General features: G+C 60.8%; 21 protein-coding genes and 5 tRNA genes. 19 read left to right on the top strand and 7 right to left on the bottom strand.

Going from position 1 to position 24,062, the window contains the following annotated elements:
* Positions 1–46 precede the first annotated feature (46 nt).
* The 8 genes from ACQRD3_RS04295 (at position 47) to ppdK (ending at position 4,593) form a co-directional block, all read left to right on the top strand.
* Positions 47–122 (top strand) — tRNA-Asn (locus ACQRD3_RS04295).
* 74 nt (positions 123–196) lie between these two features.
* Positions 197–273: transfer RNA gene (locus ACQRD3_RS04300), tRNA-Ile, on the top strand.
* Positions 274–276: 3 nt separating this feature from the next.
* Positions 277–352, top strand: a tRNA-Trp gene (locus ACQRD3_RS04305).
* Between the two features lie 38 nt (positions 353–390).
* A tRNA-Asp gene (locus tag ACQRD3_RS04310) sits at positions 391–467 on the top strand.
* Between the two features lie 27 nt (positions 468–494).
* A tRNA-Thr gene (locus ACQRD3_RS04315) sits at positions 495–570 on the top strand.
* Between the two features lie 71 nt (positions 571–641).
* The gene (gene tsaA / locus ACQRD3_RS04320; protein ID WP_427780075.1) at positions 642–1,331 is read left to right on the top strand and encodes a tRNA (N6-threonylcarbamoyladenosine(37)-N6)-methyltransferase TrmO; all 690 of its coding nucleotides are present in this window, start codon (positions 642–644) and stop codon (positions 1,329–1,331) included.
* A complete protein-coding gene (locus ACQRD3_RS04325) occupies positions 1,328–1,576 on the top strand; it encodes a nitroreductase family protein (RefSeq protein ID WP_427780076.1) in 249 nt (82 codons plus the stop codon). The genes tsaA and ACQRD3_RS04325 overlap by 4 nt, the downstream gene beginning before the upstream one ends.
* 383 nt (positions 1,577–1,959) lie before the next feature.
* Positions 1,960–4,593: a pyruvate, phosphate dikinase gene (ppdK, locus tag ACQRD3_RS04330; protein ID WP_427780078.1), complete on the top strand. Its 2,634-nt coding sequence runs from the start codon at positions 1,960–1,962 to the stop codon at positions 4,591–4,593.
* Positions 4,594–4,963: 370 nt separating this feature from the next.
* On the opposite strand, the gene ACQRD3_RS04335 is transcribed toward ppdK, so the two are convergent.
* The 3 genes from ACQRD3_RS04335 to ACQRD3_RS04345 all read right to left on the bottom strand — a co-directional run bounded on the left by ACQRD3_RS04335 (position 4,964) and on the right by ACQRD3_RS04345 (position 11,675).
* Entirely contained in the window at positions 4,964–9,523 is a 4,560-nt protein-coding gene (locus tag ACQRD3_RS04335; RefSeq protein WP_427780080.1) for a glycerophosphodiester phosphodiesterase family protein, read from the bottom strand.
* Between the two features lie 654 nt (positions 9,524–10,177).
* Entirely contained in the window at positions 10,178–11,242 is a 1,065-nt protein-coding gene (locus tag ACQRD3_RS04340; RefSeq protein WP_427780082.1) for an FUSC family protein, read from the bottom strand.
* Entirely contained in the window at positions 11,229–11,675 is a 447-nt protein-coding gene (locus ACQRD3_RS04345; protein ID WP_080906487.1) for a MarR family transcriptional regulator, read from the bottom strand. The genes ACQRD3_RS04340 and ACQRD3_RS04345 overlap by 14 nt, the downstream gene beginning before the upstream one ends.
* Before the next feature lie 976 nt (positions 11,676–12,651).
* Between ACQRD3_RS04345 and ACQRD3_RS04350 the strand changes: the two genes are divergently transcribed.
* The 11 genes from ACQRD3_RS04350 to ACQRD3_RS04400 all read left to right on the top strand — a co-directional run bounded on the left by ACQRD3_RS04350 (position 12,652) and on the right by ACQRD3_RS04400 (position 21,553).
* Positions 12,652–13,203 carry a DUF1836 domain-containing protein gene (locus ACQRD3_RS04350; protein ID WP_080906486.1) on the top strand — a complete coding sequence of 184 codons (552 nt, stop codon included), beginning with the start codon at positions 12,652–12,654 and terminating at the stop codon, positions 13,201–13,203.
* On the top strand, positions 13,196–14,071 hold the full coding sequence (locus ACQRD3_RS04355; protein ID WP_080906485.1) for a DegV family protein: 876 nt from the start codon (positions 13,196–13,198) through the stop codon (positions 14,069–14,071). Before ACQRD3_RS04350 ends, ACQRD3_RS04355 begins: the two co-directional genes overlap by 8 nt.
* Positions 14,072–14,218: 147 nt before the next feature.
* Complete coding sequence (gene prmA / locus ACQRD3_RS04360; RefSeq protein WP_427780084.1) at positions 14,219–15,178, top strand: 50S ribosomal protein L11 methyltransferase; 960 nt, start codon at positions 14,219–14,221, stop codon at positions 15,176–15,178.
* 4 nt (positions 15,179–15,182) lie between these two features.
* Positions 15,183–16,307 (top strand): metallophosphoesterase, encoded by a 1,125-nt coding sequence (locus tag ACQRD3_RS04365; protein ID WP_427780086.1) that lies wholly within the window; start codon positions 15,183–15,185, stop codon positions 16,305–16,307.
* Positions 16,308–16,452: 145 nt separating this feature from the next.
* Positions 16,453–17,634 carry an iron-containing alcohol dehydrogenase gene (locus tag ACQRD3_RS04370; RefSeq protein ID WP_427780087.1) on the top strand — a complete coding sequence of 394 codons (1,182 nt, stop codon included), beginning with the start codon at positions 16,453–16,455 and terminating at the stop codon, positions 17,632–17,634.
* A gap of 111 nt (positions 17,635–17,745) precedes the next feature.
* Positions 17,746–18,123 carry a DUF3783 domain-containing protein gene (locus tag ACQRD3_RS04375; protein ID WP_080906481.1) on the top strand — a complete coding sequence of 126 codons (378 nt, stop codon included), beginning with the start codon at positions 17,746–17,748 and terminating at the stop codon, positions 18,121–18,123.
* 81 nt (positions 18,124–18,204) lie between these two features.
* Positions 18,205–18,972: a threonine/serine exporter family protein gene (locus tag ACQRD3_RS04380; protein WP_080906480.1), complete on the top strand. Its 768-nt coding sequence runs from the start codon at positions 18,205–18,207 to the stop codon at positions 18,970–18,972.
* 5 nt (positions 18,973–18,977) lie between these two features.
* On the top strand, positions 18,978–19,457 hold the full coding sequence (locus ACQRD3_RS04385) for a threonine/serine exporter family protein (protein WP_080906479.1): 480 nt from the start codon (positions 18,978–18,980) through the stop codon (positions 19,455–19,457).
* The gene (locus ACQRD3_RS04390; protein ID WP_427780088.1) at positions 19,454–20,146 is read left to right on the top strand and encodes a YjjG family noncanonical pyrimidine nucleotidase; all 693 of its coding nucleotides are present in this window, start codon (positions 19,454–19,456) and stop codon (positions 20,144–20,146) included. The genes ACQRD3_RS04385 and ACQRD3_RS04390 overlap by 4 nt, the downstream gene beginning before the upstream one ends.
* An 80-nt stretch (positions 20,147–20,226) precedes the next feature.
* On the top strand, positions 20,227–21,078 hold the full coding sequence (locus ACQRD3_RS04395) for a GDSL-type esterase/lipase family protein (RefSeq protein ID WP_427780090.1): 852 nt from the start codon (positions 20,227–20,229) through the stop codon (positions 21,076–21,078).
* Positions 21,079–21,097: 19 nt separating this feature from the next.
* Entirely contained in the window at positions 21,098–21,553 is a 456-nt protein-coding gene (locus ACQRD3_RS04400; RefSeq protein ID WP_080906476.1) for a DUF4358 domain-containing protein, read from the top strand.
* A gap of 186 nt (positions 21,554–21,739) precedes the next feature.
* Here the strand turns inward: ACQRD3_RS04400 and obgE are convergent, their stop codons facing one another.
* The 4 genes from obgE to rplU all read right to left on the bottom strand — a co-directional run bounded on the left by obgE (position 21,740) and on the right by rplU (position 24,031).
* On the bottom strand, positions 21,740–23,023 hold the full coding sequence (obgE, locus tag ACQRD3_RS04405) for a GTPase ObgE (RefSeq protein ID WP_080906475.1): 1,284 nt from the start codon (positions 23,021–23,023) through the stop codon (positions 21,740–21,742).
* A 78-nt stretch (positions 23,024–23,101) separates the two neighbouring features.
* Entirely contained in the window at positions 23,102–23,386 is a 285-nt protein-coding gene (gene rpmA, locus ACQRD3_RS04410) for a 50S ribosomal protein L27 (RefSeq protein ID WP_080906474.1), read from the bottom strand.
* A 4-nt stretch (positions 23,387–23,390) separates the two neighbouring features.
* Entirely contained in the window at positions 23,391–23,720 is a 330-nt protein-coding gene (locus ACQRD3_RS04415; RefSeq protein ID WP_080906473.1) for a ribosomal-processing cysteine protease Prp, read from the bottom strand.
* Complete coding sequence (gene rplU / locus ACQRD3_RS04420) at positions 23,720–24,031, bottom strand: 50S ribosomal protein L21 (RefSeq protein WP_080906472.1); 312 nt, start codon at positions 24,029–24,031, stop codon at positions 23,720–23,722. Before rplU ends, ACQRD3_RS04415 begins: the two co-directional genes overlap by 1 nt.
* Between the last annotated feature and the right edge of the window lie 31 nt (positions 24,032–24,062).

The following is a 24,062-nucleotide window of genomic DNA, read 5'->3' on the forward strand; positions in this document are numbered from 1 at the left end:
GAGAGAGAGGGTCTGGCCTATGACCAGGCCAGATCCTCTTCTATATTCCTCAATAGCTCAGTCGGTAGAGCATGCGACTGTTAATCGCAGGGTCGTTGGTTCGAGTCCAACTTGGGGAGCCAAAAACGCGGCTTGCCGCCGCTGTGCTGCGACGGCAGGCCGTGCTCCTTATTTCCCAGAGGATAGGCGGCGAGACGGGCCTTTAGCTCAGTTGGTTAGAGCAGCCGGCTCATAACCGGTCGGTCCTGGGTTCGAGTCCCCGAAGGCCCACCATATAGGGGTATAGCTCAGTTGGTAGAGCAGCGGTCTCCAAAACCGCGTGCCGAGGGTTCGAGTCCTTCTGCCCCTGCCAGGGTACAAGCGGTTTTCCGCATGCCATATAGAAAAGATGGCGCGGTAGTTCAGTTGGTTAGAACGCCGGCCTGTCACGCCGGAGGTCGTGGGTTCAAGTCCCATCCGCGTCGCCATCTGTTGGGCGCAACCGCGCCTGACGCGCTGCTATAGCTCAGTTGGTAGAGCGCATCCTTGGTAAGGATGAGGTCCCCAGTTCGAATCTGGGTAGCAGCTCCATGAAAAACCTTGTAACCGTTTGGTTACAAGGTTTTTTTGTTATCTGACTTTTCGGGAAGGGAGATGGAAGCATGAGGGGAGAGATGGCATTTCGGACGGTGGCCCGGATGCGGAGCGATTTTCCCAGCAAATTTGGAATCCCCCGTCAGAGCGGACTGGTGACCGAGTTAAACAGCACGATTGTGTTCGAACCGGAATTTCGGAACCCTGATGCTCTGCGTGGGATCGAAGGGTTTTCGCATCTGTGGCTGATTTGGGAATTCTCCGCCGCAGTCAGAAAAGAGTGGTCGCCGACCGTGCGGCCGCCGCGGCTGGGAGGAAATACCCGGGTCGGGGTGTTTGCCACACGGTCCCCGTTTCGGCCCAATCCTCTGGGCCTGTCCTGCGTAAAACTGGAAGGGGTGGAGCTTAACACACCGGAAGGGCCGGTGCTCCATGTATCTGGAGCAGATCTGATGGACGGGACCCCCATTTTTGACATAAAGCCTTATGTGCCCTATGCTGACTGCCACCCGGAAGCAAAAGAGGGATTTGCCCCCGCACCCATCAGACAGCTGGAGGTCTCCTTTCCGCCCCCACTGCTGGAGTTGGTTCCACAGAATCGCCGAGAGGCCTTGCAGGGGGTTTTGGCCTGCGATCCCCGCCCATCCTATCAGGACGATCCCGCCAGGATCTATGGAATGAGCTTTGCGGGTCTGGAGGTGAGCTTTCGGGTTGAGGGGAACCAGCTATTTGTGCTCTCCGTGACCAAGACGCCGTGACGCTGGATGCCTATGAGGAGGCCGGCCTCGCACCCAGAAGGCCCGGCGCGGGGGATCTGCTGCTGGCGGTGGCCGACGCGGTGATCGCCGCGCAGAATACCGTGGTGGCCGCGGAGAGCCTGGGCCTGGGTTCCTGTTATATCGGGGACGTTCTGGAGCACCGGGAACGGGTGAAGGAGCTGCTGGGGATGCCGGAATATGCCGTGCCTGCCGCCATGCTGGTGATGGGATGGCCCACCCTTTAGCAGCGGGAGCGCAGAAAGCCGGAGCGGTTCGCAGCGCAGTATCTGGTCAGCCGGGACCGTTACCGCCGCTTAAACGGGAACGAGCTGCGGACCATGTTTGAGGGCAGGACCGGGCAGCAGAGCTTTGAAGCTTGGATGGATGCCTTTTGTACCCGTAAGTACCACGCGGACTTTTCTCTGGAGATGAACCGGTCTGCCCGCGAGTGGCTGAACCCTTTCCAGACATCGGAATAAAAAGGAAAAATTGTGAAAACAGCACAAAAAACCGGAACAAGAAGTTTACTAAAAGAGAGGGAAGGTCACTTGCTTTTCTTCGGTGGAATGCTATAATAAAAACAGCTTCGCCTGGTTTCTGCCGACTGAAAAACAAGGAGGACTGTCCCATGTCAAAGACCAAGTATGTCTACAAATTTTCCGAAGGCAACAAGGATATGCGAGAGTTGCTGGGAGGCAAGGGCGCCAACCTGGCTGAAATGACCAGGGCCGGCATGCCTGTCCCACAGGGCTTTACCATAACGACCGAGGCGTGTACCCGCTATTACGACGACGGGCGCACCATCGCCCCTGAGATTCGGGAAGAGATCATGGAGTATCTGAGCTGGCTGGAGGAGGAGACCGGAAAGAAATTCGGTGATTCCTCTAACCCCCTGCTGGTCTCCGTTCGCTCCGGCGCCCGGGCCTCCATGCCCGGCATGATGGACACCATCCTGAACCTGGGCCTCAACGACGAGGTGGTGGTGGGCTTTGCAGAATTTACCCAGAACCCCCGTTTTGCTTACGACTCCTACCGGCGGTTCATCCAGATGTTCTCCGACGTGGTGATGGAGCTCCCCAAGAAGCGCTTTGAGGAGATCATCGACGCCAAGAAGGCGGAAAAGGGCGTCAAACAGGACATTGAGCTGGACACCGAGGACATGAAGGACCTGGTCCGGCGGTTCAAGGTCTTTTACGAGTCCGAAAAGGGCGTGGACTTTCCCCAGGACCCCAAGACCCAGCTCATCGAGGCGGTGCGCGCGGTGTTCCGCTCCTGGGACAACCCCCGCGCCAACGTCTACCGCCGCATGAACGAGATCCCCTACGACTGGGGCACCGCCGTCAACGTCCAGTCCATGGTGTTCGGCAACTCCGGCAACCACTCCGGCACCGGTGTGGCCTTTACCCGCAACCCCGCCACCGGCGAGAAGGCCCTGTTCGGCGAGTACCTCATCAACGCCCAGGGCGAAGACGTGGTGGCTGGTGTCCGGACCCCCTCCCCCATCTCCCGGCTGAAGAAGGAGATGCCCGAGGTCTACGAGGAGTTCTCTCAGATCGCAGACCGGCTGGAGAAGCACTACAGGGACATGCAGGACATGGAGTTTACCATCGAAAACGGCAAGCTCTACATGCTCCAGACCCGCAACGGAAAGCGTACCGCCGCCGCCGCCCTGAAGGTGGCTGTGGACCTGGTGGACGAGGGCATGATCGACCAGAAGGAGGCCGTCCTGCGGGTGGAGCCCAAGCAGCTGGATGCCCTGCTCCATCCCCAGTTCGACGCCGCTGCGCTGGCCAAGGTCAAGCCGGTGGGCAAGGGCCTGGCCGCCTCTCCCGGCGCCGCCTGCGGCAAGGTGGTCTTCTCCGCCGAGGATGCCAAGGAGTGGCATGGACGGGGCGAGAAGGTGGTCCTCGTCCGTCTGGAGACCTCTCCTGAGGACATCGAGGGCATGCAGGTCTCCGAGGGCATCCTCACCGTCCGGGGCGGCATGACCTCACACGCGGCCGTGGTGGCCCGCGGCATGGGCACCTGCTGCGTCTCCGGCTGCGGCGAGATCGCCGTGGACTATGACAAGCGCTTCTTCACGCTGGCGGACAACGTGGTCCGCGAGGGGGACTACATTTCCATCGACGGCACCACCGGAAACATCTACCTGGGCTCCATTCCCACCGCCCCCGCCGCCATCTCCGGCGACTTCGGGCGCTTTATGAGCTGGGCCGACAAGTATCGCCAGATGGAGGTCTACACCAACGCCGACAACCCCAGAGACGCCAAGCAGGGCCGGGTCTTCGGCGCCCAGGGCATCGGCCTTTGCCGTACCGAGCATATGTTCTTCGAGGGCGAGCGCATCATGGCCATCCGGGAGATGATCCTCTCCGACACGGTAGAGGATCGGAAACGTGCCCTGGCCAAGCTGCTGCCCTATCAGCAGAGCGACTTTGAGGGCATTTACGAGGCCATGGAGGGCCGCCCGGTCATCATCCGTTTCCTGGATCCCCCCCTCCATGAGTTCCTGCCCACCAAGCCCGAGGAGATCGAGGTCCTGGCCAAGGACGTGGGCTGCAGCACGCACCGCATCCGTGAGGCCCTGAGACGGCTCCACGAGACCAACCCCATGATGGGTCACCGGGGCTGCCGTCTGGCCGTCTCCTACCCGGAGATCGCCGAGATGCAGACCACGGCCGTGATCAAGGCCGCCATCCGCATCACTCAGAAGGGCCAGTACGACATCGAGCCCAACATTATGATCCCGCTGGTGGGTGAGGTCAAGGAGCTGGAGTATGTCAAGAACGTGGTCACCGCCACCGCCGACCGGCTCATTGCCGCGGCCGGCATCCAGATGGATTATCAGGTGGGCACCATGATCGAGGTACCGCGGGCCGCCCTCACCGCCGGTGAGATCGCCAGGGAGGCCGAGTTCTTCTCCTTCGGCACCAACGACCTGACCCAGATGACCTTCGGCTTCAGCCGCGACGACGCGGGCAAATTCCTGGGCTATTACTACGACAATAAGATCTACGAGTCCGATCCCTTTGCCCATCTGGATCAAAACGGCGTGGGCAAGCTGGTGGAGATGGCGGTGAAGGCCGGTCGCGCGACCCGGCCCAACATTCACCTGGGCATCTGCGGCGAGCACGGAGGAGACCCCAGCAGCGTGGAGTTCTGCCACAACGCCGGGCTGGACTACGTGTCCTGCTCCCCCTTCCGGGTCCCCATCGCCCGTCTGGCCGCCGCGCAGGCTGCGATCAAGAATCCCCGCAAGTAAAGCTGCTGTCATTCACCATTGGATTTGACGAGGCGCAAACCTTCCATCAATCCCATGGAGACGGCCTAAAGCCGTCAAAATGGCATGATTTGGCCGTGGCGGTTACGATCTAAACGCCAAAACCCCCGTACATTCCCAATTGGGCAATGTGCGGGGGTTTTTTGTTGGTATTTCGGGCTGTTTTACATGTATGTATGAAAACGCAAAAATGTATTCTGGTTCAAAAATACATTTTGTCCATGCCCGCTGCCGTTTTCACAGCAGCCAGTTCCGTGATTTTGGGCATGAAAATGTACAAGGCGGGAGCATCTTAACCATGCTCCCGCCTTGTTTCCTGGCCAGATGTCCGCTGTGTTCGCTTTAATCCGGGTTATTTACCCAGGTAACGATACAAGAAGGTGACCATCTGCGCACGGGTGCAGGCGGCGTTGGGGGCGAAAGAGGTGGCACCAATGCCGTTGGTAATGCCGTTCTCCGCAGCCCACTGGACTGCCGCAGCGTAATAAGCATCGGCAGGGACGTCAGTGAAGGCGGCACTGCCGGAAGGCGTACCATTCGCCATGCGGCAGAGGAAGGTAGCCATCTGGGCGCGGGTGCAGGTAGCGTTGGGGCTGAAGGTAGCAGCGGCGGTGCCGCTGGTGATGCCCTTCTCAACTGCCCACAGAACGGCATTGACGTAGTAGCTGTCCATGCTCACGTCAGTGAACGCACACGTCGCAGCGGCAGGCTTGGGAGAGCCGGCGGCACGCCACAGGAACGTCACCATCTCGGCGCGGGTACAGGTAGCATCGGGGCTGAAGGTGGTAGCGTTGGTGCCGACAGTCACGTTGTTCAGGTAGGCCCAACGGACAGCATCGGCGTAGTATGCGTTCGCGGGCACATCGTAGAAGGGCAGGTTGATCGCTTCGGCAGACCCCATCTCGGGTTTATCGCTGGAACTGCCGGAAGAGGGACGGCTGGAAGAGGGACGGCTGGAAGAGGGACGGCTGGAAGAGGAACTGCCGGAAGAAGAACCGCCGGAACTGCTGCCGCCGGTGAAGGTGACGGTCAGGGGCTCGGAGTACATGGTGTAGGTCTGCTTGGTCTGGGGCAGGGTATAGCTGGTGCCCAGAACGAATCTGGCGGTTCCGGCGGTCTCAGCGTAGACCTTGCCGTCACTGGTCAGCTTGGCGGTGGTGGTGCCGTCGTTGAGGTTCATCAGGACGGGAGTGCCGGTCAGCGCTGCGCCCACAGTCAGACGGGTGTCGGTGGTGACGGTGGGAGCAATGGCATTTTCCGCACCGATCCGGGCGGTGTCAGCGGCCATGCTGGCGCTGACGCCGATGAGGTAGTCGCCGGGGTAGTCGGTGCGGTCGGTGGTGATGCCGTGATAACCCTCGAAATACAGAGCCTCAAATTCACCCTTACCGTTGACGGTCCACGGATGGACATACAATCCGCGATGGCGGGCGGCACGGGTCAGGGAATCGTTGACGACGCCGCTGTTGGGGTTGTACCAGGCGTTGAGGGGATCCAGAACGCTGGAGATCTGCGCCAGGTTGGTGGCGTTGTCGTCGGCCTTGGCGCTCTGGGAGGAGAGCTCACCGACGGTCATCTCGGGGATGTTCTGGCGTAGCTCCTTGATCAGCTCGTTGTTGAAGGAAATGAAGAGGATGCGGTCGTCCAGGCCGTTGTCGAAAATGTCCTTGCGCATGTATTCAGTAATGCCGTAGCTGGAGCCCTTGATCTCGATGACGTGGTTGAGGCCGTTATCGTCATCGGGGAGGGCGTTGATCGCGGCGTCGAACAGCTCCTTCAGAGTGGGGATGCGGTCGGTGTCCTTGGCATAGGACGCCTTGAACTTCAGCGCGCGCAGCTGATCAAAGGTGCTTCCGGTGATGGAGAGATCCTTGTCCATCAGACGGCCGGTGGTGCTGTCGTGGTTGAGAACGACGACCTTGTCTTTGGTGAGGTCAACGTCGCACTCGGCGCCGTCCGCGCCGAAGATCACGGCGTTGGCGACGGAGCGCTCGGTGTTCTCCACGGCGGTGTAGGGGTCGGGCGCGTTGCTGTGGAAGCCGCGGTGGGCGACGACCACGGTCTTGCGGGTCAGGACAGCGTCCTCCTCGGAGAAGGACTCGATGGCGTCCAGGGCGGCGGTGGAATCGTTCACCACGATGCCGTCCGCACCGGAGAGAATGGCGTCATAGACCTCGTCGGCATCGCACTGCACCCAGACGGTGACGCCGTGATCCTGGATGTAGGTGACCGTGACGCGGTCGGCGTCCTTCTTATCCAGCAGAGCAATACGGCAGTTGGCCTTGCAGGTCTCGTGCACAACGGTGATGTCCTTTTCGGGCATCTTGGCGGTGAAGTCCAGCACGCCGCGGACGCCGGCGGTCTCGCCGACCTTGGCGGCCTTGAGCACCTCGGGGCTGGAGGAGATGACGTTCACATCCACCACGCCGTCGGTGGTCACAGAAGTGCTGAAAGCGGCGGCGGCAGAGGCGTCCTCCACGCGGAAGCCGGCCAGGACCTTCTTGTTCAGCAGCTCCTTATAGGCCTTGGGGGACAGATTTTTGCCGTTCTCGGTAATGGTTCCGTCGGCGTTGACGGTACGGACCAGGGTGGCGGGACGGCGGCCGGCCGCGGCGACCTCAGCGGCGGAGGTGCTCTCCGTGGAGACGATGGTAGGGGACATTTTCAGACCGGTGACAGGCTCGTAGACAGCGGTGTCATAGCCATTGGCCTTCATCTCCGGCTCAGCAGGTTTGGTGGGCAGGTCGGGGAGGGTGCTGGAGACCTTGATGCTCTTCACGTCAAAGTTCAACTGACGGAAGTTGAAGATCATCTTGCCGGCGAATTCCTCCATGGACATGCCGAGGTAGGTCAGGATCAGCTCGTCGTTGATGTACTCATAGATCCGGCCGTTCTTGTACAGGATGGTGGCCTTGTAGGTCTTGGCGGGATCCAGGGCCTCCTTGTAAGCGGCGGTCTGGGTGGTCCAGGAGCCCAGCCACTTGGCAAACTCCACGCCGTTGGAGGCGGCGGCGTTCTGACGGAGGCACATATGGTTGTAGGTGACGCCGCGGGTATTGCTGGAATCGCTGTCTGGCTTCATGCCGTAGCCGATGGCCAGCCAGCGCGCGTTGCTGGAGGCGGCGGAGAGCTGGAGTTCGGTCTCAATGACCATCTGATCCACGCCGTAGTACCACACGGGCAGCTGCACCTGATCATAAGTGCTGTCCGCGGTGCCGCCCATAAAGAGGCCGCCGTTGCCGATGTAGGCGCTGTTGTCATCGGTCAGCTCCGTCTTGAGGTATTCCATGAATTCGCCGTCTTCAAAGCTGATAGAGACGTCGCTGTTGATGTATAGGTTCTCGGTGTGGGAGGCATCGTCCTGGGTGAGGGTCAGCTTCCAGACCTTGTCGGTATCGCTCCAGGCCACGGCGGAGGTGACGGTCTCGTCGCCGATGAGGGCGTCCACCTGGGTCTTGATGTTCTCGGCGGTGACGTCGGCCTTGGCAGCAAAGTCGAAGGTGCCGTGCATGACCTTCTGGAAGAAGGGTTTGAGGGTGTCCCGCGCGGTGGCTTCGGCGCGGTTGACTTTGACGGAGATCTTCTTGGCGGGGCTGCTTTGGCCGTCGATCATCAGGAGGACCTGGAAGCCGGCACTCTCGCTGCCCAGCACGCGGACAACACCTTTGCCCTTGTCGAACTGGGTGCCCTCCAGGGCTTTGTAGACCTGTTCGGCCACAGCGCCGGAGATGACATGGTCGCTGGCGCTGGCGGAGACGTTCACAGTGACCTCAGCGGGGATCTCGTCCACCATGGCGTGCATCAGGGTGTTGGCGGTCAGGGTGACGTTCTGGGCATCATAGCCGTCCACAGTGACGGTGACCTTCTGCTCACCGATGGCGGCGCTCTTGACGGGCAGGGTGGCCACACCCTTGTCAAAGGTCAGGGTGATCTGAGTGGAGCCGTCCGTTTCCAGATCGGTGCCGCCGACGGAGATGGAGGGGGCCGCGGGGGGGTTCCCAAAGAAGCGGCTGTTGTCCAGGATGGCGTTGGCGCTCAGCTCCGCCGCGGTCAGGGCGCGGTTATAGATGCGGACGGAGTAGAACTTGGCGTTGGTGGTGTAGTCGTTGCCGCCCAAGCGGCCGCCCAAGATGGGCTGCTTCACGCCGGAGGACTGGGCATTGGCCGCGATGGTGTCGGTCAGCTTGCCGTTGGCATACCAGGAGCTGCGCTTCGTGGTGTCGTTGTACTCATGCACGAAGGCGGCCGGAACACCCACGCCGTTGGCGGCGGCGGGCGTCAGGCGGTCAGCGGCACTGTTGCCCGCCACCTTGACCTCCAGCTTGCCGTTGCCGCGGGAGAAGATGCTGAATTTGTCAGCGCCCTCATCTACGGTGAGCAGGGCGGCATAAGCCTCGTTCAGGCCGTTGTAGCCGTCCTCGTCGATCAGGTACTCCACCGTGTAGGCACCGGTATTCAGGACATCGGCGATGTGGGAGGGCAGGTAGATCTTGCTGTGGTTCAGGTGCATATATTTGTCATTGAAGGCGTTGGGGCCAACGGTATGGTCGCCGGAGGTCCGGGGGAGTCTCTCGTCGTTCAGGGTAATGTACTCATCCTTCTTGGCGAGGTTCTGCCACAGGCCGTCTTTGGCCTTGTCACCGGTTTCGATGCCGTCCAGCCGGAGGACCAAGCCATTGGAGACATAGTTTTCCGGGAGGGTGTCCATATAGTCGGAAATGGTGACAGTTTTTTCGCCGCTGACCGTGGGATCGCCCAAATCGATGGTGACGTTGCTGTCAAGGTTCTGGATCAGCTTGTTGTTCCCGGTGATGGTGACCGCGCCCTTTGCCGCCGCGCTGACAGGCAGAAGGGAGAGGGCCAGCGCCATGGAACACAGCATGCTGGCAGTTTGCTTCAAGATCCTTCGCATAAACTTTCTCCTAAAACAAAATTTGTAAAGCGGTTGGTGTGCTGCATGAAATTTGTTTTGAAACGGAGCATATATGCCGTTTCCCCGGTAATCTCCCCTTTCAACCCATGCGCTTCTTGGGATTGGGACAGGTTTACTTTTACTGTAAAGGAATATCTTGCGAGGGGCCCCATCAGCGGCACAACACCCATGATGAGGCCGGATGCCTGAATCCTGTCGATTTATTATAGGCAGAAAACCTCAAAATCCGTCACCACGGTTTTGTAAAGTTTCCGCAAAACTGCTGAGAAGCGGAAAGAAGGGCAGTCCGTTCCCGGCTGCTCTTGGGGATGGCCGGCACCTGCTGCCTGTCCGCCGCCGAGCCGCGGCAGAAAAGGGATCCCGCCTCTTTCGCGCCTGCGGGCGCGAAACGCTGCGAGGCTTTTTCGTCATGGCAGGATTTGGCCGCAGAGGGTTATCTCTCAACGCCAAAACCCCCGTACATTCCCATTTGGAGAATGTACGGGGGTTTTTTGTTGGGATTTCGGGGCGGTTTGCCTGTATGTACGAAAACGCGACAATGGCGCCTGGGGCAAAAACACAGTTTGTCCGCACTCGCCGCTCTTCTGGCCGCGGCGCGGTTTGAAGCGCACCCGGCGCCCCGCTCATGATCCGTTACTCATCTTCCGGCTTGGGCAAAATTCTAACCGCTGCCAGCCGGTGAAAAAGCGAAGCGAATACCAGGCCAAATATCACGCCCAGGACGGTATCCACGATCCGCAGGATCACCGCTCCCTGGAGTCCATAGATCCAGGCGCCCAGCATCAGTGCGCCAAAGCAGTTCATTGCCGTCTTATACCGATAATCGGTGCAAAAGCCCAAACAAAGCCCTCCCAACGGACCCATCAACGGCTGGAAAGCTTCTGGGATCACCAGATAAAAAACAAAAAACGCGCAGGAGCCCGCGACCGCCCCCACAATCCGCTGCCGGAAGCGTGCGGTCGTATTTCCGGAATAAGGATATTCTGACAGCAGCGATGCACAGGCAAATCCCATCCACATAAACCGCTCCACTTCAAACACCTGTCCGGCTGCCAATACCAGGCTCACCCCAAGCGCCATACGCAGCTGCCACAGGTGGATCGGCGTGGAAAGATCAAATTTCCGCATCACTTGGACAAAACGAGTTGTTTTGTGCTGATTTCGGTGCTTGGCGAACAGGATCGTGCCGCAGATCAAATAGCCCACCAGAGCCAACAGCCCACGGCGAATGAGAGCCTCTCCAACCACCGGGTTGCCTGTCAGATAGATGTAGGCAAAGCTGTATAAGCCGCCGTTTCCCATTTCAGGCCGCTGGGTGGTCATGCAGAGCAGGGCAAAAAAGGCTGCAAAATGCAGCGGAACCAAAAAAAACGGCGGGATCACCATCGCCGCGCTGGGAGCCAGCACCAGAATGGCCAGCACCGCCGCCAGGGTTATGAGAGAGTCGCCAATACAGTACTCAAAGTTGACAAAGCGGATGCCCAGCATCATGCAAAATAATGCCACCGCCAGGGGGGTGTTGTCAGCGCCGAACATACCAGATAGCAGGCTGATAAACACGATGGCAAAAGCCACGATCAGCACAGAGCGCACTGCCATGGCAACCCTGTAAAATATTTTTTCCCGTCTTGTCTCACAAGCGGCAATTTCCCGTTTCAGTACGGCGGGATCCATCTGCAGCGCGTTATAAAACTTCATAGTCACGGGTATTTTCCTGTCCTTTCTCAATATGTGCGGCCAGTTTATCCGCGTAATGCATAAATGCCTCAAAATCTTCACCGGAACTGCGCCACAGATCATAGAAGGGTTGTAAAATACTTTCATATCCCTTCTTCAATTCGACAAGACCGGTTTCTGTGATAGACAACTGATAGCTCCGCTCATCCGTTGTCTGCCGCTGTTTGCGTATGCAGCTTTTTTCGTAGAGTGCCTTCAGACAACGGCTCACCGCCTCTTTTTTCATACCGCTGCCCTGACTGAGTAAAACGGGTGTATTTTGCTCCGGCTGCAAATACAGATGCGCCAAGAGCTCGCATTCACTGGCGGTCAGCGCAGATTTCCGTACGGGAAGCAGGGACCGCATGATCTTTTGCAGATTCTGTTGATAATGCACCATATCTGTCCACTCCATGTAGATTGCAGTCCCTTCTTTAGTTAACTTTGTTAAGTATATTTCAAAAATTTTTTTGTGTCAACAGGTACCGGGTAAAAAGATCTTTTGATTGCTGCAACCCGGTCCCGGGTAAACCCAGGTGCGGCCGTAGCCAGTCCGGTCCTCGCGCCCCTTGGTCTATTTGCCGTCTACCCCCTTTCCACAAAGAACCTCGGCTTCTCACGCAGCAAACGGCAGGGGCGGAAATGAAGTTGACCCTTTATGAAAATCTTACTTGTTCCCTTTCATGGTCGGCTCAAAAAGAGGTTGGTGGGCAGCATGGTCGTGCATAAAGATTTCAATTTCTTTGTTTCGCGAGGCACCCCGCTTGTCTGACTCCCGTTTCGCATGATATCTGGATTTTTCCGCAGACGACGATCCTTCCTGGGTTTGACCGGCCAGCAGTAATACACGGCCTGTTCCAGGGACAGCAGATTACACTTCGGATCTCTTGTTGACGAGGAAGGACATTTCCGGACAGCCTGGCGTCGCTGAACTGCCCGGGCAGCTCTAATTCAAAATGTACATCGTTATACACACAAGGTATGTACGGCGCAGGCCGCCATCAAGAACCTCTGTTGAGAGATCGATTTTTCCATTCATTCAGGATGCGCCGGGGCCCCGGTACCGGGGTTCCGGCGCATCCTTTTTGTGCCGCGGATGGAGGATCGGGCGGCACAATAAAAAAGAGGGAGGAAAAGCTCCATAATTTTGTTATGTGACAGAAAAAGCTGGGATAAAAGGAATTTCCGACTTTACGAGAACGGATGTAACGTGGTATAATCACACTGTTGCCACATCCTTTCAACTGCAAATTTGAATGAAACAATTTTCACAAAAAAGAAAGAAAAAACGGCTTAGAAATACTGCAGAGAGCGCTGCTTTGTGGTATTATTAGCGGGAGGTCTAAATACTTCGTAACATCGTTATTAAAACCACAAGGAGGAATATCCCGTTGAAGCAACTGGAAGAGCTGAAACAGCGCATGGAGACGCAGCGCCCGTCTGACTGGGAGTCGCTGCCCGACATCAGCCTATACATGGATCAGGTCATCGGCTATATGCCCCGGCAGCTGATCCAGTACGGCGAAGAGGAGCGGCTGACCTCCGCCATGGTGAACAACTATATCAAGGATGGACTTCTGCCCCGGGCGGAGGGAAAGCGGTACGGAAAGACCCATTTGGCCTACCTCACCGCCATCTGTGCCCTCAAGCAGGTCATCTCGGTCAAGGACGCGGGTTTGTTGGCCTCCGACCACGCCGACGGACAGACCGGCGAGATGTACGGGCGGTTTTTGAAGCAGCTGGATCTGGCACTAAGGGATACGGCCGGACGGCTGGATACCGACTGCACGGAAGAGGATCTGCCCGGGCTGGCCCTGTCGCTGGCCCTTCAGAGCTATGCGGACCGGCTGGCCTGCCAGCGGGTCATCGATCTGATCCGCCAAAATCAGTCTGCGGCGCCGGACAAATCAAAAAAAGGCCGAAAGGAGCCAAAACATGAGTGAGTATGTTATTGTCACAGATTCTTCCTGTGATCTGAATCAGCAGATGGTGGAGGAAATCGGCGTGGAGGTTTTGCCTCTTACCTTTACCATTCGGGGGACCACGCTGAAAAATTACCCCGATGACCGGGACATGGGGGCCCACGAATTCTATCAGCTGATGTCGGAGGGCGAGATGGTCACCACCGCTGCCGTCAATGAGCATCAATATGAGGAGTTCTTGACTCCGGTGCTGGAGAGCGGCCGGGACGCTTTGATCCTGGCGTTTTCTTCCGGCCTGTCCGCCACCTGCCAGTCTGCCCGGCTGGCGGCGGGGGAGCTGGCGGAGAGATTCCCTGAGCGAAAGATCCTGGTGGTAGATACCCTATGCGCCTCCCTGGGCCAGGGCCTGCTGGTCTGGTATGCGGCGGAGAAGCAGAAGGCGGGGGCAAGCATCGAAGAGGTGCGGGATTGGTGCGAGGCCAACAAGCTCCACATCTGTCACTGGTTCACCGTCAACGATCTCCACTATCTGAAACGGGGCGGACGGATCTCCGCCGCCACCGCGGTGGTGGGCACCATGCTTCAGATCAAGCCGGTGCTCCACATGGACAATGAGGGGCACCTGGTCAACGTGTCCAAGGCCCGGGGGCGGAAGGCCTCTCTGGACGCCATGGTCAAGCAGGTGGGTGAGAGGGGAATCGATCCCGCAGGCCAGGAGCGGATGCTCATCAGCCACAGCGCCTGCGAGGAGGACGCCCGGTATATCGCCGACCAGATCAGGGACCAGTACGGGGTAAAGGAAGTCCTCCTCAACCGGATCGGGCCGGTGATCGGCGCCCACACGGGCCCCGGATGCGTGGCGCTCTTCTTCATCGGCACCGAGCGATAAATGAATTTCGGGCTCTCTCCCCACGGGGAGGGCCCGTTTTTTACCCGCTCCGGCGTTGACACCGCAGGGCGGATACAGTACAATCAAAACAGAGTTTCTACCAGGGCGGCAGGGGAGACCCCGCCGCTTTTGAATCAGGAGGAGAGCATGGAGAACTGGCTGGAAGTGACTGTGGAGACCAGCGATGCCCAGATGGAGGAGCTGGCGGCCCGACTCACCATGAACGGGGCGGAGGGCCTGGTCCTGGAGGGTGAGGCGGAGTTCAAGAACTTTTTGGAGGAGAACCGGCAATACTGGGACTATGTGGACGACGAGCTGCTGGAGCGGATGCGGGGCGTGGCCCGGATCAAGTTTTACGTTACCGACGACGCCGACGGCCGGGCGCAGATGGACCGGGCCCTGACGGGGATCGACAATCCGCGGACCATCGCTTCTCTCAAGGAGGAGGACTGGGCCTACGGCTGGCAGAAATACTACCAGCCCATGACGGTGGGGGAGCGGCTGTATATCGTGCCCGAGTGGGAGCGGGGCAAGCCGGTCCCCGCCGGGCGGGTGCCCGTCTATCTGAATCCCGGACTCACTTTCGGCACCGGCTCCCACGCTTCCACCCAGCTCTGCCTGGGCCTTCTGGAAGAGCGGATCGCCGGAGGCGAACGGGTGCTGGATCTGGGCTGCGGCAGCGGGATCCTCTCCATCGCCGCCATGGATCTGGGGGCTGCCTCCGCCGTGGGCGTGGACATCGACCCAAAGGCGGTGGATGTGGCCTATGAAAACGCCGCCCTCAACGGGATCGGCCGGGACCGGTACACCGTCCGGGCTGGAGATGTGCTCTCCGACGGCACACTGGTCCGGGAGTTGGAGGAGAGCGGGCCCTATCCCGTGGTGCTGGCCAACATCGTCTCCGACGTCATCATTCCCCTCTCCGGCCAGGTGGACCGCTATCTGGCTCCCGGGGGCGCGTTCCTCTGCTCCGGCATCATCGACACCCGGGCCGACGAGGTGGAGAGCGCGTTGAAAAAGAACGGCCTGCACATCCTCCGCCGCCTGGAGCGGGACGGCTGGTGCGCGCTGGCAGCCAGCCGGGATCCGGCCCCCGGCCAGGGGTGAGAGTGTGAAGGCAAAGGTTCGGCCCATCCGCCTTCCGGCGGGGCGGCGGGTCCTGGTGATCAGCGATATCCACGGCAATCTCCCCTTTTTCAAAGGGCTGCTGAAAAAAGCGGCCTTTTCCGCCGACGACATCCTCATCCTGCTGGGGGACATTCTGGAGAAGTCCGAGGGCGGGCTGGAGGCGCTGCACTATGTGATGGAGCTCTCCCGGCGGTATACGGTCTACACCCTGAGGGGCAACTGCGACGACATCACCCCCGCCTTCGTGGACGGGGGACGGCATATCCCCGCCGCCTTTTATCCCCGGTATTTTGCCGCGTGGGGGGAAAAGTGCGCCGCAGTGAAGCTGGCCCATGCCGCCGGGGCGGCCATTGAGGATCCGTCCGACTACCCGGCGGCCCGGCGGGCCATCGCCGCCGCCTTCCCCGAGGAGCTGGACTTCCTGCGGGGCCTGCCCCACATCTACCGGAACGACGACTACCTGTTTGTCCACGGCGGTGTGCCCCGGGAGGAGCGCCTGGAGGAGCTGGAGGCCCACGGGTGCATGAAAAACGATGACTTTCTGGGCCAGGGTCATTCCTTCCGGCGCTGGGTGGTGGTGGGTCACTGGCCAGTGACGCTGTATCACCCGGACATCCCCTCTGCCAAGCCCATCCTGCTCTCCGACCGGCACATCGCCAGCATCGACGGCGGCTGTACCCTGAAGGTGGACGGACAGCTCAACGCCCTGATCCTCCCGGAGGAACCGGGGGGACAATTCTCCTACCTTGCGTACGACGGGAACGAAGTGATGACCGCCCTGGACCCTCAGGCCCCCTCCGCCGATCCCATCAACATCCGCTGGGGCCGCAGCCGGCTGGAGGTGCTGGAGCGGGGGACGGAATTCTGCCGCTGCCGGCACTTGGAGAGCGGAAGGGAATTGGATATTCTCACCAGCTATCTCCGGGAGGATGAGGGAGGGGTCTACTGTGAGGATTCCACCGATTACCGACTTCCTGTGACGGCGGGAGAGCGGCTGAGCATCGTCCGCCGCACCAGCCGGGGGACGCTGGCCAAAAAGGACGGGGCCACCGGCTGGTATTTCGGCCGGCTGTCGGCGCCGGGAGACGGCCGCAGCCCGTCTGTGTGATGAAGAACTTTATGAAAAGGAAGCAAACACAAGGCAGCGGGAAAAACCAGAAAAATTGATCCAATGATATTTGAAAAATTTCTTGTTCATACAAGGGGAATATGGTACAATCGTTCCATCCTATAGAGAAAACGAGGGAAATTATATGATGAATTTTAACTATTACACCCCCACCCGTGTGGTTTTTGGCCGTGGGACACTGGATCAGACGGGAGAGCTGGTGAAGGCCCAGGGGGCGAAGAAGGTGCTTATCCACTACGGCGGGGGCAGTGCGAAGCGCTCCGGTGTGCTGGATCGGGTGAAGGAGTCTCTCGCCGCCGCCGGCGTGGGCTATGCGGAGCTGGGGGGCGTGGTGCCCAACCCGCGGCTGTCCCTGGTGCGGGAGGGCGTGGAGCTGTGCCGCCGGGAAGGGGTGGATTTTCTCCTGCCCGTGGGCGGCGGCAGCGTCATCGACTCGGCCAAGGCCATCGGCTACGGAGTGGCCAACGGAGGGGACGTGTGGGATTTCTATGACTTCAAGCGTACCCCCGCGGCCTGCCTGCCTGTGGGAGCGGTGCTCACCATTGCCGCCGCCGGCAGCGAGATGAGCGACTCCTCGGTCATCACCAATGAGGATGGCTGGGTCAAGCGGGGGATCTCCAGCGATCTGTGCCGTCCCCGGTTCGCCGTCATGGACCCCGAGCTCACCATGACGCTGCCCCCCTATCAGACCGCCAGCGGGTGCGTCGATATCCTGATGCACACCATGGAGCGGTACTTCAACGGCCAGGCCGAACCCATGGCCCTCACCGACGCCCTGGCGGAGGGACTGATGCGCACGGTGATCGACGCCTCCCATGTGCTGGTGCGGGAGCCGGACAACTACGCGGCCCGGGCTGAGGTGATGTGGGCGGGGAGCCTGTCCCACAACGGCCTCACCGGGTGCGGCACCGGCGGCGGGGACTGGTCCTGCCACAAGCTGGAGCACGAGCTGGGCGGGCTGTTCGACGTGGCTCACGGCGCGGGCCTGGCGGCTGTCTGGGGGAGCTGGGCCCGGTATGTCCTGGACGCCGACCCGGCCCGGTTCGCCCGGTTTGCGGAAAAGGTGCTGGGCGTGGAGCCGGGGGCCGACGATACCGAGACCGCCCTCCGGGGCGTGGCGGCCATGGAGGGGTACTACCGCTCCATCGGGATGCCCACCAGCCTCCGGGAGCTGGGGGTGGAGCCCACCGAGGCGCAGATCGAGGAGCTGGCGGAAAAGTGCGCTGTCACCGTCCACGGCCGGATGGGGGCGGTAAAAACGCTCCGGAAGGGGGATATGGCGGCCATCTATCGGGCCGCTCGATAAGAGAAGCAGGGCGGTGGTCCGGAAACGGACTGCCGCCCCTTTTGTGTTTTCTCTGGACACCGGCGGGGTTCCGTGATACCATAAATACAATCGAAATAAGGGGGCATTTGGATGCCGAAACAAGCTTTGTTGTGCTATGAACCGGTGGCGCAGCCCTGGGGTGCCGGACTGCGGAAAATCTGCGCTGTCCAGGGGCTGCGCTTTCGGGCGGTGGAGCGTGCCGACCTAAGCCGCACCGTGGGGGCGCTGGCGGAGGGCCGCAAGGCCCCGGAGGGAGCCGGGGAGCACCCGGCGCTGCCCGAGCCGGTGCTGGTCTTCTGCGGTGTGGGGAGCGCCCAGCTGGACCGGCTGCTCCAGGCACTGCGGAAGCTGGGCCTGCCCCGGACCTGCCTGAAAGCGGTGCTCACGGGAGAGAACGCCGGATGGACGTTTTCCCAGCTCTATGAGGAGCTGACCCGGGAGCGCTCCGCTCTGTCCCGGAAGGAATAAACATTTCCTGAATTTCCTTGTATTTCCCTTGCGGCGCAGGCCGAAATACGATACACTGATTCATCGAAAGGCGGAGGATCCATGGACTATGATCGGCTGCTCTCCCTGGCCACCGACCTGGGGTACGGCCTGCTGGAGAGCGGGGCGGAGATCTACCGGGTGGAGGAATCCATCCAGCGTCTTCTCCATGCTTATGGAGTGGTCCAGGCGGATCCCTTTGTCATTCCCAACTGTATCATCGTCAGCATGGTGACTCCGGAGGGGGAGCCCATGACCCGGGTGCGGCGGATGCCCTCCCACGGGACCGATGTGGATCTGCTGGAGCGCTACAACGACCTCTGCCGGGCTCTGTGCCGGGAGCCGGCGCCCCTGGCGGAGGCGGAGGAGCGGCTGCGCTGGATCGGCCGGCACCGGAGGGAATACGCCATGCCGGTGCTGATGGCCGCCTATGTGGTGGCCTCCGCCGCCTTTACCCTCTTTTTCGGCGGGACCCTGCGGGACGCCCTGTGCGGCGGCCTGTGCGGACTGGCCATCGGGGTTGCCCTCACCGCCATGACCTGGCTGAAAACCAACCTTTTCTTCAAATCCATGATCGGCGCAGCCATCTCCGCCCTGCTGGCGCTGGGCCTGACCCATGTCGGCCTGGGCCAGCACAGCGAGAAGATCATTATCGGCGCACTGATGGCGCTGGTGCCGGGGATCATCTTCACCAATGCCATCCGGGACGTGATGGCGGGGGATATGGTCGCGGGGATCAGCAAGATCGCCGACGCGCTGCTCACCGGGGTGTCGGTGGCCCTGGGGACCGCCTTTGCCCTGGGGATCACCCGTTTTCTGTGGGGGGTGTGAGAGGGATGGAGCTTGTCAAAACCTATCTGCTTCCAGTGCTCTTCGCCTTTGTGGCCAGCGGCGGGTTTGCCGTCATCTACAATATCCACGGCAGCGGCATCCTGATCTGCGCCTTCGGCGGGGCGCTGGGCTGGCTGGCCTATCTGGCCTCCGCCCCCATCCTGCAAAGCGAGATCAGCCAGTCCTTTGTGGCGGCTATCGTCATTTCCGCTTACTCCGAGTGGATGGCCCGGGTGCGCAAGTGCCCGGTCACCGGCTATCTTCTGGTGGCCTTCTTTCCGCTCGTCCCCGGCGGCGGGATCTACTACACCATGGAACACGCCATCAACGGGGAGATTTCCCTGTTCCTCTCCTCCTTTCTTCAGACGCTGGGGATCGCCGGCGCGCTGGCGGTGGGGGTGCTGCTGGTGTCCTCCGCGGTGCGGATGTGGGGGAACTATCATCATCGCCGGGCCCTGACCCGGAAGAGGGAGGAACGGCAGTGACCGGATACCGCTGGCTTTTATTTGACGCGGACAACACTCTGTTCGACTTTGACGCCGCCGAGGAGTTTGCCATCACCCGTACGCTTCTCCATTACGGACTTCCCGCCGACGAGGAGAGCAAGGGCCGTTACCGGGCGGTCAACGCCGCTTTGTGGGCGTCCTTCGACCGCGGGGAGATCGACCAGGAAAAGCTGGTGGTGGAACGCTTTGCCCGATTTCTGGAGGGAGAGGGGCGGCAGGGAGATCCAGCCGAGTGGAACCGGGCCTATCTGGACCGGCTGGCCGAGGGGAGCGTCCTGCTTCCGGGGGCGGAGGCCCTCTGCCGGGCGCTGGCGGAGCGGTATGACCTGGCGCTGGTGACCAACGGCGTGCCCTATGTTCAGCGGCGGCGGCTGGAGGCATCCCCGCTGGCCCCGTTGTTCGGCGAGCGGGTGTACATCTCCGGGGAGCTTGGCTGCCGCAAGCCGGAGCGGATCTATTTTGAAAAAGTTCTGGACGGGCTGGGCGCGGAACCCTGGGAGGCGCTGGTCATCGGAGACAGCCTCTCCAGCGACATCCAGGGCGCCGCCAATGCCGGACTGGACAGCATTTGGTACAATCCCCGGGGAAAGAGGAACATCCCCGGAACCGCCCGTCCGACCTATGAGGTCCCCGGGTTCGACCGGCTGGCCGAGCTGCTGGGGGTCTGATTTTTTGCCAAAACCGTAGAATGGGAGGGAGAGGATCCCTCTTGCACAGCTTTAAAGGAGGAATCGTTTTGTCCCAACGCGTGGAACAGAAACCCACCCGCAGCCGTCCGCCGCGCTGGCTGCTGGTGGTACTGGCAGCCTGCGTGGCACTGTTGCTGTTATTTGTTTTGACCCGGGGAGGGGGAGACGCCGGGCAGGCGGCGGAATCCGGGCCGGAGCCCACCGTGTCTGCCTTACCGGCGCCCACCCCGACCCCTGAGCCGACTCCAACGCCCGCTCCAACGCCGACCCCTGCCCCGGAGCCGGACTATACCCAGCCGGTCCCCTTAGGGGAGAAGGTGGAGATGGATTGGTTTGCCGACGCCGTGTTTATCGGAGACTCCCGCACCGACGGCTTTAAGCTGTACAGCGGCATCTCAGGGGGCGACTTCCTGGACTATACCGGGATCACCACATTTGATATCACCAAGGGGAAAAAAGTGATCCGGGACGGAAATGGAAAGATCTCCGTTCTGGATGCGCTGGGGCGGAAGCAGTACGGGAAGGTATACATCTCCCTGGGGGTCAATGAGCTGGGATATTTCAGCGCCGAGCGGTTCGCGTCCACCTACGGGCAGATCATCGACGCGGTGCGGGAGCTTCAGCCGGACGCCGTCGTGTACATCCAGTCCATTATTCCGGTGAATACCGCCAAGTGCAAGGCCAACGGCATTCCATACTACGTCACCAATGAGGGGATCACCGCCTACAATGCCGCCTTGGCGCAGCTGGCGGCGGAGAAGAAGGTTTACTTCCTCAATGTGTCCGAGGCTCTGGTGGACGAGACCGGGGAGGTCCCCCGGGAGGATTCTGCCGACGGCGTCCATTTTCAGAAGTCGGGCTACATCAAGTGGCTGGACTATCTCACCACCCATACCGGAGTACAAAATTGATAACAAAGGGGCGTTTTCGATGAAAAAAATACTTTCCGGCCTGCTGGCGGCGGTGCTTTGCCTCTCCCTGGCGGCCTGCGGCGGCAAGGAAGAGACTCCCTTTGACCCCGCCGCCGACGCCAAAACGCTGCTGGATTCCGGGGCCTTTACCGACGGGCTGGAGGAGATCGACCGGGACATCGCCTGCACTCTGTATGGGATCGATGAAACCACGGTGTCCGACTGCGCGGTGTACGGCTCCACCGGAGCCACCGCTGAGGAACTGGCCATCTTCACGTTCTCCAACCATGACGACGCCGGGACGGCTCTGACCGCCCTGCAAAACCGGGTGGCCGACCGGAAGGAGGCCCTGGCCAGCTATCAGCCTGACGAGGTGACCAAGCTGGAGGGGGCGGTCACCCAGGCCCGGGGGAACTCCGTCCTGCTGGTCATCGCCGCCGATTACACACCGGTAGAGACATTTTTAAAGGGCTGACAGGCCGCCCAAATACCTTCCGGAAATTGAGACAGACTGAAGGACGGCAGCCGCAAGCATTGCGGCCGCCGTCTTTTTGCCCGGGCGGGTGGATCAACACAGCAAAAAGGAAGGCTGCATCTTTTGTGAAACGATGCAGCCTTCCTTTTTTGGATAAGAGCGCTGGGGGGAACTTTCGTCCTGTGGTCAGCGCTGATATTCGAATTCCAGGTTGTAGAGACACACGATGTCTCCGTCCTGGATGCCCATTTCCTCCATGCGGGCGAAAAGCCCGGAGGCACGAAGCTGGCGGTCGAACCAACTCTTGGACTCGTAGTCGTTGAAGTTGACGTTGGCCATGAGCTGCCGCAGCCACGGTCCGTCCACCACCCAGGTGCCGTCCACCACCTCGATGGTGGGTGGAGCGGACAGATCCACCTCGGGGGGCCGCTCCACATAGGTAGGCTCGTACACCGTGATGGGCGGCAGGTCCCGCAGCCGCTCGGCGGCGGCGTACATCAGCTCCCGGGTGCCCTGGTGGGCGGCGGCGGAGAGCTCGAAGAAGGGGAGCCCCAGGGCTTCCACATGGGCCTTGAGGGCCTCCAGCCCCGTACGATCCTCCGTGATGTCCACCTTGTTGCCCGCCACCAGCATGGGGCGCTTGGCCAGCTCCGGGCTGTACTCGGCCAGTTCGGCGTTGATGGCCTCAAAGTCGGCCACCGGGTCCCGGCCCTCGCTGCCTGAGACGTCCACCACGTGGATGAGCAGCCGGCAGCGGTCGATGTGCCGCAGAAAGTCGTGGCCCAGGCCCGCGCCCTCGGCGGCCCCCTCGATGATGCCGGGGATGTCGGCCAGCACGAAGGAGACCCCCTCCTCCAGCGCCACCACGCCCAAGTTGGGGAAGAGGGTGGTGAAGTGGTAGTTGGCGATCTTGGGCTGGGCCCGGGTGACCACCGACAGAAGGGTGGATTTGCCCACGTTGGGGAAGCCCACCAGGCCCACGTCCGCCAGGAGCTTCAGCTCCAGTGTCACGTCCCGCTCCTGGCCGGGGAGGCCGGCCTTGGCAAAGTGGGGCACCTGACGGGTGGGGGTGGCAAAATGCTGGTTGCCCCAGCCGCCCTTTCCGCCCCGGGCCAGGACGAAGGTGTCCAGCCCCGCCATATCGCAGATGATCTCGCCGGTGGCGGTGTCCCGCACCACGGTGCCCCGGGGCACCCGGATGAAGAGGTCGCCGCCGTCCTTGCCGGAACAGCGTTTGGTCTGTCCGGGCATTCCGTTCTCCGCGGTGTACTTGCGCTTGTAGCGGAAGTCCATCAAGGTGGACATATGCTCGTCCACCCGGAGAATGATGTTGCCGCCCCGGCCGCCGTCGCCGCCGTCAGGGCCGCCTGCGGCCACATATTTTTCCCGGTGGAATGCCACCGCGCCGCCGCCGCCTGTGCCGGCCCGCACTGTGATGCGGGCCTTGTCGATAAATCCGTTGCTTGCCATGCGCTCGCCTCCTTTATTCAGCCTGTGTAATGGCAAAGACGCCCCGGACCGGTGTCCGGGGCGTCTCGTTACAGCAAATTACCGGGCGATCTCCGTGATGGAGACCTGCTTGCGGTCCTTGCCCAGACGGGAGAACTTCACCTGGCCGTCCCGCAGGGCGAACAGAGTGTCGTCGCTGCCCTTGCCCACGCCCTCGCCGGCGTGGATGTGGGTGCCGCGCTGCCGCACCAGAATATTGCCGGCCAGAACATACTGGCCGTCGCCCCGCTTCACGCCCAGACGCTGGGCATTGGAATCACGGCCGTTCCGGGTGGAGCCGCCGCCCTTTTTATGAGCGAAATACTGCAGTCCGATCTTCAGCATAGTCTTACACCTCCATAACGATAATATTCTCTGGATATTCCTCGTGCAGGCCAGTGAGATAAAGCATGAGAGCGGTCAGAAGGGTCTGACAGGTACTCTCGTTGGTCTGTCCCAGGCCGCCGGGGAGCTTGAGGGAGATGGAGGCCCTATCCGTACGCACCTTTACCGATGCTTCCAGCCCCAGCACGTCGTTGACGGCGCACTCGGTCAGCCGGACCGCGCTGGTAACCGCGGCACACAGGATGTCCTCTCCCGATTGGGCCGATCCGCTGTGTCCTTCCACAAGGAAGCTGACAATACGGTCGCCCTCCATATGAAACGTTGCGGTGATCATTACACAGAGATCTTGCCGATGGTCACCTTGGTATAGGGCTGACGATGGCCCTGCTTGCGGCGGTAGTTCTTCTTGGGCTTGTACTTGAAGACGATGACCTTCTTGCCCTTGCCGTTCTTCACGACGCTGGCCTCCACCTTGGCCCCCTCCACAACGGGAGCGCCGAAAGTGGCCTTGTCCTCGTCCAGGATCGCCAGGACCTTGTCAAAGGTCACGGTTTCACCGGCTTCGGTGGGAAGCTTCTCGATGAAGAGGGTATCGCCCTCGGCTACCTTGTACTGCTTGCCGCCGGTCTCAATAATCGCGTGCATGTGCTTTCAACTCCTTCAATACGGGCTCGCT

Origin of the sequence: Candidatus Pseudoscillospira sp. SGI.172 (assembly GCF_050313575.1) — a bacterium.
In the GTDB taxonomy this organism is placed as follows: Bacteria; Bacillota; Clostridia; order Oscillospirales; family Oscillospiraceae; genus Vermiculatibacterium.